The sequence below is a fragment of the Thermaerobacter subterraneus DSM 13965 genome, from assembly GCF_000183545.2.
GTDB lineage: Bacteria > Bacillota > Sulfobacillia > Thermaerobacterales > Thermaerobacteraceae > Thermaerobacter > Thermaerobacter subterraneus.
Map to the genome: position 1 here is coordinate 1,483,193 of NZ_JH976535.1, position 13,266 is coordinate 1,496,458.

The 13,266-nt window shown below is 74.5% G+C and carries 11 protein-coding genes and 1 tRNA gene; 10 read left to right on the forward strand and 2 right to left on the reverse strand.

Annotation, left to right across the window (positions count from 1 at the left end; genetic code table 11):
* Positions 1–40 precede the first annotated feature (40 nt).
* The 8 genes from hemC to THESUDRAFT_RS12245 all read left to right on the forward strand — a co-directional run bounded on the left by hemC (position 41) and on the right by THESUDRAFT_RS12245 (position 9,317).
* Positions 41–1,129, forward strand: a complete 1,089-nt coding sequence (gene hemC, locus THESUDRAFT_RS06150; protein WP_006903887.1) for a hydroxymethylbilane synthase — start codon at positions 41–43, stop codon at positions 1,127–1,129.
* A complete protein-coding gene (locus tag THESUDRAFT_RS14965; RefSeq protein WP_006903888.1) occupies positions 1,110–2,714 on the forward strand; it encodes a uroporphyrinogen-III synthase in 1,605 nt (534 codons plus the stop codon). Before hemC ends, THESUDRAFT_RS14965 begins: the two co-directional genes overlap by 20 nt.
* A gap of 131 nt (positions 2,715–2,845) precedes the next feature.
* A complete protein-coding gene (hemB, locus tag THESUDRAFT_RS06160; RefSeq protein WP_006903889.1) occupies positions 2,846–3,820 on the forward strand; it encodes a porphobilinogen synthase in 975 nt (324 codons plus the stop codon).
* Positions 3,821–4,079: 259 nt separating this feature from the next.
* A complete protein-coding gene (locus tag THESUDRAFT_RS06165) occupies positions 4,080–5,723 on the forward strand; it encodes an acyl-CoA mutase large subunit family protein (protein ID WP_006903890.1) in 1,644 nt (547 codons plus the stop codon).
* 23 nt (positions 5,724–5,746) lie between these two features.
* Positions 5,747–6,199: a cobalamin B12-binding domain-containing protein gene (locus THESUDRAFT_RS06170; protein WP_006903891.1), complete on the forward strand. Its 453-nt coding sequence runs from the start codon at positions 5,747–5,749 to the stop codon at positions 6,197–6,199.
* Complete coding sequence (meaB, locus tag THESUDRAFT_RS06175) at positions 6,196–7,212, forward strand: methylmalonyl Co-A mutase-associated GTPase MeaB (protein ID WP_006903892.1); 1,017 nt, start codon at positions 6,196–6,198, stop codon at positions 7,210–7,212. Before THESUDRAFT_RS06170 ends, meaB begins: the two co-directional genes overlap by 4 nt.
* Positions 7,213–7,224: 12 nt before the next feature.
* Positions 7,225–8,415 carry an acyl-CoA dehydrogenase gene (locus THESUDRAFT_RS06180; RefSeq protein WP_006903893.1) on the forward strand — a complete coding sequence of 397 codons (1,191 nt, stop codon included), beginning with the start codon at positions 7,225–7,227 and terminating at the stop codon, positions 8,413–8,415.
* Entirely contained in the window at positions 8,412–9,317 is a 906-nt protein-coding gene (locus THESUDRAFT_RS12245) for a TetR/AcrR family transcriptional regulator (protein ID WP_006903895.1), read from the forward strand. The genes THESUDRAFT_RS06180 and THESUDRAFT_RS12245 overlap by 4 nt, the downstream gene beginning before the upstream one ends.
* Here THESUDRAFT_RS12245 and THESUDRAFT_RS12250 read toward each other — a convergent pair.
* Entirely contained in the window at positions 9,256–9,906 is a 651-nt protein-coding gene (locus tag THESUDRAFT_RS12250; protein WP_006903896.1) for a helix-turn-helix domain-containing protein, read from the reverse strand. The genes THESUDRAFT_RS12245 and THESUDRAFT_RS12250 overlap by 62 nt on opposite strands.
* 103 nt (positions 9,907–10,009) lie before the next feature.
* On the opposite strand from THESUDRAFT_RS12250, the gene THESUDRAFT_RS14970 reads away from it, so the two are divergent.
* Positions 10,010–10,831: an NUDIX hydrolase gene (locus tag THESUDRAFT_RS14970; RefSeq protein ID WP_006903897.1), complete on the forward strand. Its 822-nt coding sequence runs from the start codon at positions 10,010–10,012 to the stop codon at positions 10,829–10,831.
* 188 nt (positions 10,832–11,019) lie between these two features.
* Here the strand turns inward: THESUDRAFT_RS14970 and THESUDRAFT_RS06200 are convergent.
* Positions 11,020–11,094: transfer RNA gene (locus THESUDRAFT_RS06200), tRNA-Pro, on the reverse strand.
* Between the two features lie 119 nt (positions 11,095–11,213).
* On the opposite strand from THESUDRAFT_RS06200, the gene selB reads away from it, so the two are divergent.
* Positions 11,214–13,256, forward strand: coding sequence for a selenocysteine-specific translation elongation factor (gene selB / locus THESUDRAFT_RS06205; protein WP_006903898.1), 2,043 nt, complete (start codon positions 11,214–11,216; stop codon positions 13,254–13,256).
* Positions 13,257–13,266 lie beyond the last annotated feature (10 nt).

A 13,266-nucleotide genomic window follows, 5' to 3' on the forward strand; every position in this document is an offset into this window, starting at 1 on the left:
CCCGGCCCGGCGGCCCGGAGCCGCGAGGGGAGGGACGAGGTTGACAGCAGCGGTCCTGCGCATCGGCACCCGGGCCAGCGCCCTGGCACGCATCCAGGCTCAATGGGTGGCCCGGCAACTGGAAACCCACCATCCCGGCCTCCGGGTCGAGCTGGTGCCCGTGACGACGCTGGGCGACCGCAACCGGTCGCGGCCCCTGTACGCCCTCAGCAGCCCCGGCGCTTTCGTCAAGGAACTGGAGGAGGCGCTGCTGGAGGGGCGTATCGACCTGGCCGTGCACAGCGCCAAGGACGTCCCCACCCGGCTGCCCGAGGGCCTGGAGCTGGCGGCCTTTCCCCAGCGGGAAGACCCGGCCGACGCCCTGGTGATCCCCCGGCCGGCGACGGGCCGCCTCTCGGTGAGGGGTCCCGGCGGAGAGGAGCCGCCGGGCAGCGAGGCCCGTGACCTGCTGGCGGCCCTGCCGCCGGGCGCTCGCGTGGGCACCAGCAGCCTGCGCCGCCAAGCCTGGCTGCGGGCCCGCCGCCCGGACCTGGCGGTCGAGCCGGCCCGCGGCAACCTGGATACCCGCCTGCGCCGCCTGGACGAAGGCCACTGGGATGCCCTGCTGCTGGCCGCCGCCGGTCTCCGCCGCCTGGGCTTCGCCGGGCGCATCTCCGCGCTGGTGCCGCCCCTGGAACTGCTGCCGGCCCCCGGCCAGGGGGCCCTGGCCGTGGAGATCCGGGCCGGGGATGAGGCGGTGCGCCGCCGGGTCCAGGTGCTCGACCGGCCCGAGGTCAGCCGGGCGGTGCGGGCGGAACGGGCCTTCCTGGCCGAACTGGGAGGCACGTGCCGGGTGCCCCTGGGGGCCTGGGCACGGGTGCAGGGCGGCCGGATCGTCATCGACGGCATGGTGGCGGGTCCCGCGGGAAGCCCCTGGCTCTCCGGTCGCGGCGAAGGGTCCCTTTCCGATCCGGAGGGCACGGGGCGCCGCCTGGCGGAACAGCTGCTGGCCAAGGGGGCTGCCGGCGTCCTGGCCCAGGCGGGGGTCATGGTGGAGGCCGCGTCGCGGCCGGCGGCCGGAGCGGGCGGCCCCGGGGGGCCGGCCCCCCGGGAAAGGGGAGCGGGTGGCGGTGACGGTGACGGGGGATGAGGGGCACCGCAGGAAGGATCCGGCCGGCCCCGCCGGGTCCCGGGAGCCGGCCGGGGCCGGGGTGCCCCCGGAGGCGGCCTGGCCGCGGGTGCAGGCCCCTGCGCCGGACCAGGGCCCGGTGCAGGGAAAGGAGGCGGTCCTGCCCTCCGCCATGGCAGGGGGTGGGGACGACGGCGCCCCCGACCTGTGGGCGCCCCCGGGCTGGATCTACATCGTGGATGGGGGACCGGGCGATCCCGGGCTGGTGACGGTACGGGCCAGCCGGATCCTGCAGGCGGCGGAGGTGGTGGTGGCCGATCCCGGCCTGGAGGCGGTGGTCGAGGCGTGGCGGTCCCCCACGGCCGCCCTGTGGGTGGTGCCATCGCCGGCGGCGGCCGTTTCCGCCTCCGTGCCCCTTCCTTTACACCTGCAGGCGGCGGGCCGGCTGCCGCCCCAGCATCTTCCCCAGCGCCTGGCCCGGTGGGCACGCGCCGGGCTGCGGGTGGTCCGGCTGGTTCGGGGCGGTCTCCCGGGCGGGGAGATGGAAGCCCTGGTTGCCGCGGGAGTGGGCCTCATTCCCGTGCCCTGGCCCGGTCGGCTGGCCGCGCCCGGCGGCGGACCTGCCCCCGGGGAGGCCCCGGCACCGGGTGGGCCGGGTGGGGCGGCGGCCGCCGCGGCTCCGCCGTTGCCCGGGCCCGCCGGATCCGGGGCGGCGGGCGCGGTCGCCGGCGCGGGGAGCGGGGAGGTGCCTTCCGGCACCGGGGCGCCAGCCGCGGTGGCCGGCTGGGCGGCCCCGCCGCTGGCCGGATGGCGGGTGGCGGTCACCCGCGCTCCCGAACAGGCCGTGGGCCTGGCCGAGCTCTTGCGGCAGCTGGGGGCCACGGTGGTGGAAATCCCCCTGATCGGCGTGGAGCCCGCCGCCGGCGAGAGGGAGCTCGACCGGGAGCTGGAGTCTGCCTCAGGCAGCTGGTGGGTCCTGACCAGCGGCAACGGCGCCGCCGCTCTGGCCCGCCGGCTGGACGCCCTGGGCCGGGATGCCCGTGCCCTGGCGGGTGCCCGGGTGGCGGTGGTGGGGGAGGCAACCCGCCGCTTCGTGCGGGAGACTTTGGGGCTCCGGCCCGATCTGATGCCGGCGGAGTTCACCGGCGCCCGGTTGTGGGACGAACTGGCCCGCCGCATCACCCCGCGGCAGCGGGTGGTCTGGCCCCGGGGCGACCGGGCCGCCCTGGCGGCCGCCCGGCCGGTGGAGGCGGCCGGCGGCGACCTGCGGGCTCCGGTGGTCTACCGGACGGTGCTGCGGCATGATCAGGCGGCGGTGCTGGTGGAGCTGCTGGCGAACCGGCAGGTGGACGTGGTGACCCTGGCCAGCCCCTCCGCCGCCGAGGCGCTGGCCGGGGCAGCGGGCCCCGGGGGGCCGGGCCGGTTCTTCCGCGGTGATGGCCAAGGGGATGGGGCGGGCCGGCCCCGGGTGGTGTGCATCGGCCCCCGCACGGCCCAACGGGCGGCCGCCCTGGGGCTGCCGGTGGACGGCGTGCCGCGCCGCTACACGGCGGCAGGACTCGTGGCAGCGCTCCTCGAACTGAAAACGGCTGGCGGAAAGGCTTAAAACGCCCAAGGGGCGGAGTCCCGGCCGGCCAGATCCCGGCTCCCGGCGGGATGCCCGGCCCTGGCCGCTGTGGCGGGGACGGGACACGAACCGGCCCGGCTGGGGCCGGACGCGGATCCGAGGTGACTTCCATGGCGTTCCCCGTACACCGGCCGCGTCGGCTGCGCGCCACCCCCGTGGTCCGCAGCCTGGTGCGCGAGACGGACCTCACCGCCGACCGGCTGATCTACCCCATGTTTGTGGTTCCCGGCAGGGACGTGGTGGAACCCGTGCTTTCCATGCCGGGGGTCGAGCACCGTTCCGTGGACCGGGCGGTGGAGCGGGCCCGGGAGGTCTATGATTTGGGGATCCGGGCGGTGCTGCTGTTCGGACTCCCCCGGCAGAAGGATGACCGCGGCAGCGAGGCCGCCGACCCGGACGGCGCAGTGCAGCAGGCCGTTGCCGCCCTCAAGGAGGCCTTGCCGGACCTGCTGGTCATCACCGATGTGTGCCTCTGCGCGTACACCAGCCACGGCCACTGCGGCATCCTGACCCCCGACGGCCGCATCGACAACGACGCCACCCTGGAGCAGCTGGCCCAGGTCGCCCTGTCCCACGCCCGGGCGGGCGCCGACTGGGTCGCCCCGTCGGACATGATGGACGGTCGCGTGGGGGCCGTGCGCAGGGTGCTGGACGAGAACGGCTTCCAGGACACGGCCATCCTTTCGTACGCCGTCAAATATGCGTCCGCCTTCTACGGGCCTTTTCGCGAGGCGGCCCACTCGGCACCGGCCTTCGGTGACCGGCGGACCCACCAGATGGACCCGGCCAACGTCCGGGAGGCCCTGCGGGAGGTGGCCCTGGACCTGGAGGAGGGGGCCGACCTGGTGATGGTGAAGCCCGCCCTGGCCTACCTGGACGTGATCCGCGCCGTGTGCCAGCAGTTCCCGGTCCCGGTGGTGGCGTACAATGTCAGTGGCGAGTACAGCCTGATCAAGGCGGCGGCGGCCCAGGGCTGGGTCGACGAGCGGGCCGTGGTGCTGGAGACTTTGACGGCCATGCGCCGGGCGGGAGCGGATGCCATCATCACGTATCATGCGCCCGAGGTGGCCCGCTGGCTGGCTTAGCTTCTGGCGGAGGGTGATGGCGGCTGGCCCCGCCGGCCGCAGCGAAGGGGACCATGCGGGGGCGGGGCGGCACGACCTGGGCCGCAAATGGCCGGGAAGGCTGCGGGGCGGTGCGGGCGGCCACCGCCTGGCCGGCCTGCACGGCGCGGGGTCCGGGCGCGGACCGTCCCGGTCCGGCCCGGGTTGCGGCGGCAGAGGCGACGGGATCGGGGATCCACCCGGTCCCGGAGCCCGGAGGCTGGGAGAGGGGTGAACCGGGATGGCGAAGGAACCGGCAGCGGGCGCCCCGGCGGAGGCCGCGGCCCCGGGGCGGGAGCGGCGGCCGCGTTTTGAGACTCTGTCGGGAATCGAGGTCAAGCGCTGCTACGGGCCCGAGGATGTGCCCGGCGCGGCGGCCGCCCGGCGGCTGGGCGTGCCGGGCCAGTGGCCGTCCACCCGCGGCATCCACGACACCATGTACCGCGGCCGGCTGTGGACCATGCGCCAGTTTGCCGGCTTCGGCACCGCCGAGCAGACGAACCGGCGGTTCAAGTACCTGCTCAGGGAAGGCCAGACGGGGCTGAGCGTGGCCTTCGACTTCCCCACCCTGCTGGGGTATGACTCCGACCACCCCATGTCCGAGGGCGAGGTGGGCAAGCTGGGGGTGGCCGTGGACACCCTGGCGGACATGGAGGTGCTGTTCGACGGCATCCCCCTGGACCAGGTGTCCACGTCGATGACCATCAACGGGCCGGCGGCGATGATCTTCGCCATGTACCTGGCGGCGGCCGAGAAGCAGGGGGTGCCCTTCGACCGGCTGCGGGGGACCATCCAGAACGACATCCTCAAGGAATACATCGCCCAGAACACCTACATCTTCCCGCCGCGCCCCTCCATGCGCATCATCACCGACATCTTCGCCTTCTGCGCCGACCACGTTCCCCAGTGGAACACGGTCAGCATCTCGGGCTACCACATCCGCGAGGCCGGGTCGACGGCGGTGCAGGAGCTGGCCTTCACCCTGGCCAACGGCTTCGAGTACGTGCGGGCGGGCATCGAGGCGGGGCTGGACGTGGACCGCTTCGCGCCCCGGCTCTCCTTCTTCTTCAACGTGCACAACGACTTCTTCGAGGAGATCGCCAAGCTGCGGGCGGCGCGGCGCATCTGGGCCGTCGAGATGCGGGAGCGCTTCGGGGCCAAGGACCCCCGCTCCTGGAAGATGCGGTTCCACTGCCAGACGGCGGGGTGCACGCTGACAGCCCAGCAGCCCGAGATCAACATCGTCCGGGTTACCCTGCAGGCACTGGCCGCGGTGCTGGGGGGCGCCCAGTCGCTCCACACCAACTCCTTCGACGAGGCCCTGGCCCTGCCGACGGAGAAGGCGGTGCGCATCGCCCTGCGGACCCAGCAGATCATCGCCGAGGAGAGCGGCGTGACCAGCACCGTCGATCCCCTGGGCGGCTCGTACTTCGTGGAGTGGCTGACCGACGAGATGGAGCGGCGGGCCCGGGACTACTTCCGCCGCATCGACGAGCTGGGCGGCGTGATCCCCGCCATCGAGGCCGGGTTCTTCCAGAAGGAGATCGCGGACGCCTCCTACCGCTACCAGCAGCAGGTGGAGTCCGGGGAGATCACCGTGGTGGGGGTCAACAAGTACGTCCTGGAGGAAGAAGAGCAGCCCGAGATCCTGCGGGTGCCCGACGAGGTCCAGCAGCGGCAGGTCCAGCGGCTGCGGGACATCCGCCGCACCCGGGACAACCGGCGGGTCAGCCAGGCCCTGCGCGATCTCAAGGCGGCGGCGCGCAGCGGCGAGAACCTGATGCCGCGCCTGCTGGAGTGCGCCCGGGCCTACGCCACCCTGGGCGAGATGTGCGACACCTTGCGAGAGGTCTTCGGTGAGTATCGCGACCGGGCGATCTTTTGAGCGTGAGCGAGGCGGGAGAGGCCATGGAAACCACACCGGTGACGGTGAACGAGGCGCCGGGCGCCCACGGCCCCATCCGCGTGCTGGTGGCCAAGCCCGGCATGGACCGCCACGACCGGGGTGCCAAGGTGATCGCCCGGGCGTACCGGGACGCGGGGATGGAGGTCATCTACACCGGCCTCCACCAGTCGCCGGCGCAGATCGCCCGGGCGGCGCTGGAGGAAGACGTGGATGTGGTGGCGCTGAGCATCCTCTCCGGCGCCCACAACACCCTGATCCCCCGGGTCTGCCAGGCCCTGCGGGACGTGGGGCGGGATGATGTGATCGTGCTGGTGGGCGGGGTGATCCCCGCCGAGGACGTGCCCCGGCTGCTGGAGGCCGGCGTGGAGCGGGTCTTCGGCCCGGGCTCCAGCACCGAGGAGATCGTGGCCTTCACCCGGGAGGCCGTGGCCCGCCGGCGGGGGGAGGCCCGGTGACCCGGGCCGCCCGGCCCGACCAGCTGGCCGAGGGGGTGCTGGCAGGGGACCGGCGCGCCCTGGCCCGGGCCATCACCTGGGTCGAGAACCGCCACCCTGGCGCCGACGAGCTGCTGCGGCGGATCTATCCCCACACGGGCCGGGCCCATGTGGTGGGGCTGACGGGCGCGCCGGGGGTGGGGAAGAGCACCCTGGCCGCCGCCCTGGCGCGGCACCTGCGGGACACCGGCCAGCGGGTGGGGCTGGTGGCGGTTGACCCCTCCAGCCCTTTCACCGGCGGCGCCCTGCTGGGCGACCGCATCCGCTTCAGCCACGGGCCCGTGGATGACGGCGTGTTCTTCCGCAGCCTGGCCTCCCGGGGCCAGGTGGGGGGTCTCTCCCGGGCCACGGGAGACGTCATCCACCTGCTGGATGCCGCCGGCATGGACACGGTGCTGGTGGAGACGGTGGGAGCCGGCCAGTCGGAAGTGGAGATCATGCGCTATGCCCACACAGTGGTGGTGGTGCTGGCCCCCGGCCTGGGAGACGACGTCCAGGCCGCCAAGGCCGGCATCCTGGAGGCGGGCGACATCCTGGTGGTCAACAAGGCGGACCAGCCCGGCGCGTCCCGCACGGTGCAGGAGTTGCGCCAGATGCTGGACCTGGGAGCGCCCCGGGATCCCGGGTGGAAACCGCCGGTGCTGGAGGCGGCGGCGACCGCCGGGACGGGTGTGGACGAGCTGGTGCGGACCCTAAGGCGGCACCGGGAGCACCTGGAAAGCACGGCAGCGGGCGCTTTGCGCCATCGCTGGCAGGCGGAAGAAGCGCTGCGGCAGCAGGTGCTGGCCCGGCTGTGGGAGCGCCTCAAGGCCGGCGGCCGCTGGGACGAGCTGGCCCGCGCCGTGGCCGGGCGGCAGCTGAGCCCGGGGGAGGCCGCGGAACGGCTGCTGGCATTCCTTCGCCAGGAACCGGCCCGCCCGGGGCCGGCACCTCCGGGAGCGACACCCGACGCCCTTCGGTTCCACGGCACCTGAGGAGGCAGGGAGATGGGGAGCCCTCCTTTTCTGCTGGATCCGACCTATGAGGAGATCCGCGCGGCGGTGCGGGAGTTCGCCCAGCGGGAGCTGGCGCCCCGGGCCGCCGCCTACGACGAGTCCGGCGAGTTTCCGTGGGAAAACGTGCGCCGGCTGGCGGAGCATGGCTATCTCGGCATGATGATCCCCGAGGCCTATGGGGGCGGGGGCATGGACACCCTGGCCCACGCCATCTGCCTGGAGGAGGTGGCGCGGGCCTGTGCGGCGACGGCCGTGGTGATGGACGTCCACAACAGCCTGGTGGGCGAGCTGATCAACCGCTGGGCCGGCGAGGCGATGAAGGCCCGCTGGCTGCCCGTCCTGGCCCGGGCCGAACGGCTGGGGGCCTTCTGCCTGACGGAGCCCGACGCGGGGTCGGACGCCGCCGCCCTCAAGACCACGGCGGTCCGGGACGGGGAGCACTACGTGCTGAACGGGCGCAAGACCTTCATCTCCAACGGCGGCGTGGCCGACCTGTACGTGGTCTTTGCCGTCACCGACCCGGCGGCCGGCTCCCGGGGCATCAGTGCCTTCCTGGTGGAGAAGGGCACGCCCGGCCTCTCCTTCGGCAAGCCTTTCAAGAAGATGGGCATCCGCGCCTCGGCCACCACCGACGTGATCCTGGAGCAGGTCCGGGTGCCCGCCGAGAACCTGATCGGCCGCGAGGGGCAGGGGTACAAGATCGCCCTGGCCACCCTGGACAACGGCCGGGTGGGCATCGGTGCCCAGGCGGTGGGCATCGCCCAGGCGGCCCTGGACCGGGCGGTGGCCTACGCCGGCCAGCGGCGCCAGTTCGGACGTCCCATCGGCAGCTTCCAGGGCATCCAGTTCAAGCTGGCCGACATGGCGACCCAGGTGGAGGCGGCCCGGCTGCTGGTCTACCGGGCAGCCGTGCTCTACGACCAGAGCGTCCACACGGGCCGGCGGGCCAGCAAGGAGATCGCCATGGCGAAGCTCTTCGCCTCGGAGGTGGCCATGAAGGTGACCACCGAGGCGGTCCAGATCCACGGCGGCTACGGCTATCTGCAGGACTTCGAGGTCGAGCGCCTGATGCGGGACGCCAAGATCACCCAGATCTACGAGGGAACCTCCGAGGTCCAGCGCATGGTCATCGCCCGGGCCCTCCTGGCGGAAGCGGGCCAGGCGGTGGAAGCCCTGGCATGAGCGCGGCTGCAGAGGGCGGCGCCCGGGTCCGGGGGATTTCCTCCCGGGTGCATCGGGACGCTTCTTCGGGGGCCGGTGCCGCCGGCCGCATCCGGCGGGCGGCGGCCGGCCTCTTCCTGGAGCAGGGCTATCACGCCACGGGCCTGCGCCAGGTGGCGGCGGCCGCCGGGGTGGCCGTGGGCACGGTGTACGCCCACTTTCCGGACAAGCCTTCCCTGCTGCGGGCCGTTCTGGAGGAACAGGCCGCCCGCCTGGGGCGCCAGCTGGCACGGGTCCACCTGACCCCGGGCCTTCCCGCCGGGGAGCGCTGGGCAGCCTTCCGGCAGGTGCTGGTGGAAGCCCTGCCCTGGCTGGCCTGCGAAGCGGAAGCGGCCGTCGAAACCCGGGCCGCGGGCCGCGCGGCGGGCCGGCAGGCGGCCGCCGCCGGGGGCCTGCCGGCCGGCTGGCCGGTGACGGCCCTTTTAGTCCAGGCCCTGGCCCGCTTGCTGGAAGAGGGCGCCCGGCGCGGCGAGGCGCGGCTGCTGCAGGAAGGCGGGGTGCCCGGGCCCGGAGCCGGCCCGTGCGGATCCGGGATCGGAGAGCCCGGCAGGCCTGGACCGCCTGCCCGGGCCGGTGGCGGACTCCCGGCTGGTCCGTTGCGGGAGGCCGGAGGCCTGCGGTCGGACGGGCCGGGCCAAGGGGGCGTCACCGCCGACCAGCCCGCGGTGGCCGCCACGGCGACGGCCCGTGCGGTCGTGGCGGCAGCGGTCGGGCTCTGGCAGGCGGGCTGTGCCGGGGACCTGGACTGGCTCTGGTACGGGCTGGGGCGGCCTCCGGCGGGGGAGCCGGCGGCCGCCGCACCTAGAGTCCCCGTGTCATTCCCGTCAGGACCTGGTGAAGGACCCAGTAGTCCGTGGGCGTGAAGGGGCGCCTGCCTTTCCAGGTGATGGTGGCCAGGGACCGGATTTCTTCCTCGGGCACCTCGGGGTGTTCCTGCCAGAAGACCCGCAGCGCCCAGGGAAGCTGATCCAGGGCCCTCGGAGTTCCCTCCGGGGTCGGCGTTCGCTCCGGGACCCTGTGGCCGGCCTGCGGGGGGCCGGGCGCGAACCCGGAGGCTGGCCGCGGCGCACGGGATCCGGTCGCGGGCGGAGCACCGGACGAACCCGGAGCCGGGGAAAGCGGCGCCAGGGTGCGATCCCCGGCCGCCGCCACTTCTGCCCGGGCCGCCCCTTCCCATGGCGGCGGGGGGCCGGCTTCGCCCGGAGGGGGTCCACCAGCCCCGGGCGCCTGCTCACCGGCGCCATCGCCAACGGTGGCGGGTCCTACCAGTTCCGCCAGATCCACCTCAAGGGCCGCGGCGATGCGCAGCACCACGTCGACGGAAGGCTTGCGGGCAGGGTCGTTCTCCAGCTGGGACAGGTAGGCCTTGGACACCCCGGAGCGGCGTGCCAGGTCGCGCAGGCTGATCCCGCGTTGCCGGCGCAGATCCCGGATCCGCTTGCCAACCTCCACGGGGCTCACCTCGGCGGTTGCCAGCCGGCGGGTTCGTTTACCATTATAGCATGAGGCATATCCATCCTTTGGCGGGCCAGCCGCCCGGTGGGAGGGATGGGCGATGATCGAACGGCAGGCCGCCGGCGGCGTGGTGTACCGGCGTGCCGGTGCCCCCGCAGGCGCCGGCGGAGCGCCGGGGCCGGATGCGCCCGGACCGGGTTCGTCCGGTGAAAGGGACCGCCGGCCCGAGCCGGCCGTAGAGGTCCTCATGATCCTCGACGCTTACGGTCACTGGGCCTTGCCCAAGGGCGGCATCGAAGCGGGCGAGACACCGGAAGCGGCCGCCTTGCGGGAGATCCGGGAGGAAACGGGAATCGTCGGGGCCCTGGAGACGCGCCTGCCGCCGGTGCGCTATCGCTTCCGCGACGGCGATGAGGACGTGGACAAGACGGTCCACTACTTTCTCGTGAGGGCGCTGAACCACGGCATCCGGGTGCAGCGGGAGGAACTGCGGGACGCCCAGTGGCTGCCGCTGGACGAGGCCATCCGCCGCTGCACGTACGAAAACCTGGTGCCCACCCTGGAGGCGGCGCGCCGGGAGCTGAGCGCGCGCCCGTCGGAACCGGAGGCGCCGGCCCGGGTGAAGGCGCCCGGCCCGGCGGATGCCCCTGCAGGCGCGGCTGCGGCCGGGGCTCCGCCGGAGGCCGCGGCCCTCTCCCCCGAGGAAGGCACCCAGGGGGACCGCCAGGCAGGATCCGGCGCGCCGGCGGATGCCGAGACGGCGGGGGCGGGCGCCGGAGGAGGCTCCGCGGAAGGACCTGCCGCACCGGAAGGCTTGCCTGCGGCCCGGACCGGCACCGGACCGGCCGCCGCGGGCGGCGGCGAGAGCGAGCAGGTGGGAGCGGGCGGTGCCGCCCTTCCGGGCAGCGGGCTCCAGGGATAGACGGTGGGCTGCACGGTGGCGCTGGGCGGCCCGTTCCGGGCGTTCTTTTGTGGGCGCTGGCGCAAGGCGGCCGCAGGGGAACGGCCGGGGGGACCGGGCGGGTCCACCAGGCCGGGCGCCTGAAGGCCAGGAGGCCGGACCCCGACGGGGTCCGGCCTCCTGGCCTCGTGTCCGGCCGTGTCGAGCGGTCGGGCCGGCCGGATTTGAACCGGCGACCTCCACGTCCCGAACGTGGCGCGCTAACCAAGCTGCGCTACGGCCCGCGGTTCCAAAAAACACAAGGCGGCGTGCAACCGCAACTGGCATTATAGAGGCGGCGCCGCACCGTGTCAACGAAGACCGGTGCGCGAAACACCAGCCCTGGCGAGGAAGGATGGCATTCATGATCCCGACCGCTGAACCCCACGCCGGGCCGTCCGGCGGGCTGTTGCCCTTCGTCATCGGCACGGCCGGCCACGTGGACCACGGCAAGACCACCCTGGTCCGCGCCCTCACCGGGGTGGACACCGACCGCCTCCAGGAGGAGAAGCGGCGCGGCATTTCCATCGATCTGGGCTTCGCGCCCTTCCGGTTGCCCGGCGGCCGGCCTGCGGCCATCGTCGACGTGCCCGGCCATGAGCGCTTCATCCACAACATGGTGGCCGGCGTGCACGGCATGGACCTGGTGCTGCTGGTGGTGGCCGCCGACGAGGGGGTCATGCCCCAGACCGTCGAGCACCTGGACATCCTCGAACTCCTGGGCGTGCGCCACGGGCTCATCGCCATGACGAAGGTTGACACCGTGGACGACCCTGCCTGGCTCGACCTGGTGGAGGAGGACATCCGGGCGGCCCTGCGGGGGACGTTCCTGGAGGGGGCGCCGCTGGTGCGGGTCGCACCGCCGGCCGGCACCGGTCTGGACCGGCTCCTGGCGGCGCTGGAGGAGGCGGCGGCCCGCGTTCCCGTTAGGGATGCCGGCGGCTTGCCGCGCCTTCCCATCGACAGGGTCTTCACCGTCACCGGCTTCGGGACGGTGGTCACGGGCACGCTGGTCTCCGGCACCTTGGAGGCCGGCCAGCGGGTGGTCATCGAACCGGGCGGCCGGGAGGCGCGCATCCGCCAGCTGCAGGTGCACGGCCGGGCGGTGGAACGAGCGGTCGCCGGGCAGCGGGTGGCCGTCAACCTGGCCGGGGTCGACCACCACCACCTGCAGCGCGGCCAGGTGGTCCTGCAACCCGGTACGCTGGCCGCCACCACATGGCTGGCGGGGCGCGCCCGGTGGCTGCCCCGGGCACCCTGGCCCCTGCGCCACCAGGAACGGGTACGGGTCCACGCCGGTGCAGCCGAGGTCCTGGGCCGCGTGCGCCTGCTGGAGCCCGCCCGTCCCTGGGCGCCGGGCGAGGAAGGCTGGGTGGCGATCCGGCTGGAGGCGCCCCTGGTGGTGGCCCCGGGCGACCGCTTCCTCCTGCGCACCTACTCTCCCCCGCACACCGCGGGCGGCGGCATCGTGGCCGACACCGGCCGGCCATGGACCCGGCGCCAGCGCCCGGCCCGCTGGCTCGACGCCTTTCTTGCGGACGAACCGGCCCGCGCCCTGGCCGCCCGGCTGGCCTGGGCCGGGCGCCCCGTGACGGTGGCGGGCCTGGCCCGCGAAACCGGCCAGCCGGTACCCCGGGTGGAAGCCTGGCTGCAGGCCGCCCGGCGGGCCGGCGAGGCGCGCTCCCTGGGGCAGGGGGTCTGGATCGACCCGGCCGCCCTGGACCGCCTGGCGGGCCGGCTGGCGGAGGTGCTGCATGCCTATCACCAGGAGCATCCCCTGGACCGGGGCATGCGGCGGGATGCCCTGCTCCACGCCCTGCAGGCCGGAGGCGATCCCGCTGCCGGCCAGGCGCTGCTGGAACACTGGCTGGCGGAGGGCCGCCTGGCCCTCGACGAGGACCGGTTCCACCGGCCCGGCTGGCGACCCGGTGGCGACCCCGGCGTAGAAGCCCGGCTGGAGCGCCTGGAGGCCGTGTACCGCGAGGCGCACCTGGCGCCGCCTGACCGGCCGGAGGCCGCGGCGGCCGCCGCGGGGCTTCCGGAGCAAGAGGTGGCGGCCCTGCTGGCCCTGCTGGAGCACCGCGGCCGGCTGGTGCGCGTGGCGCCCGGACTCTGGCTCACGCCCGCGGCCCTTGCCGATGCCCGGAACCGCCTGGCGGATCTGCAGCAGCGGGTGGGCCCGTTCACCGTGGCGGAGGCGCGGGATGCCCTGGGCGTGACCCGCAAGTGGGCATTGCCGCTGCTGGAGTACTTCGACCGGCGGCGCTGGACCCGGAGGGACGGCGACCGCCGCCAGCTGCTGGTCGGGCCCGCCGACGAGGACGGAGGCGGCCCGGTCCCGGCGCGGGTGCCGCCAGGGACGGGAGGCCAGCGGGATCCCTCCCCAAATCGGGGCCTGAACAGGTAGGAAGTGTCAC

Bases quoted from the DNA above. Each gene is read 5' to 3' on its own strand.
- hemB (WP_006903889.1), top strand. From the start codon at position 2,846: ATGGCGTTCCCCGTACACCGGCCGCGTCGGCTGCGCGCCACCCCCGTG.
- THESUDRAFT_RS06165 (WP_006903890.1), top strand. From the start codon at position 4,080: ATGGCGAAGGAACCGGCAGCGGGCGCCCCGGCGGAGGCCGCGGCCCCG.
- THESUDRAFT_RS06170 (WP_006903891.1), top strand. From the start codon at position 5,747: ATGGAAACCACACCGGTGACGGTGAACGAGGCGCCGGGCGCCCACGGC.
- THESUDRAFT_RS06180 (WP_006903893.1), top strand. From the start codon at position 7,225: ATGGGGAGCCCTCCTTTTCTGCTGGATCCGACCTATGAGGAGATCCGC.
- THESUDRAFT_RS12245 (WP_006903895.1), top strand. From the start codon at position 8,412: ATGAGCGCGGCTGCAGAGGGCGGCGCCCGGGTCCGGGGGATTTCCTCC.
- THESUDRAFT_RS14970 (WP_006903897.1), top strand. From the start codon at position 10,010: ATGATCGAACGGCAGGCCGCCGGCGGCGTGGTGTACCGGCGTGCCGGT.
- selB (WP_006903898.1), top strand. From the start codon at position 11,214: ATGATCCCGACCGCTGAACCCCACGCCGGGCCGTCCGGCGGGCTGTTG.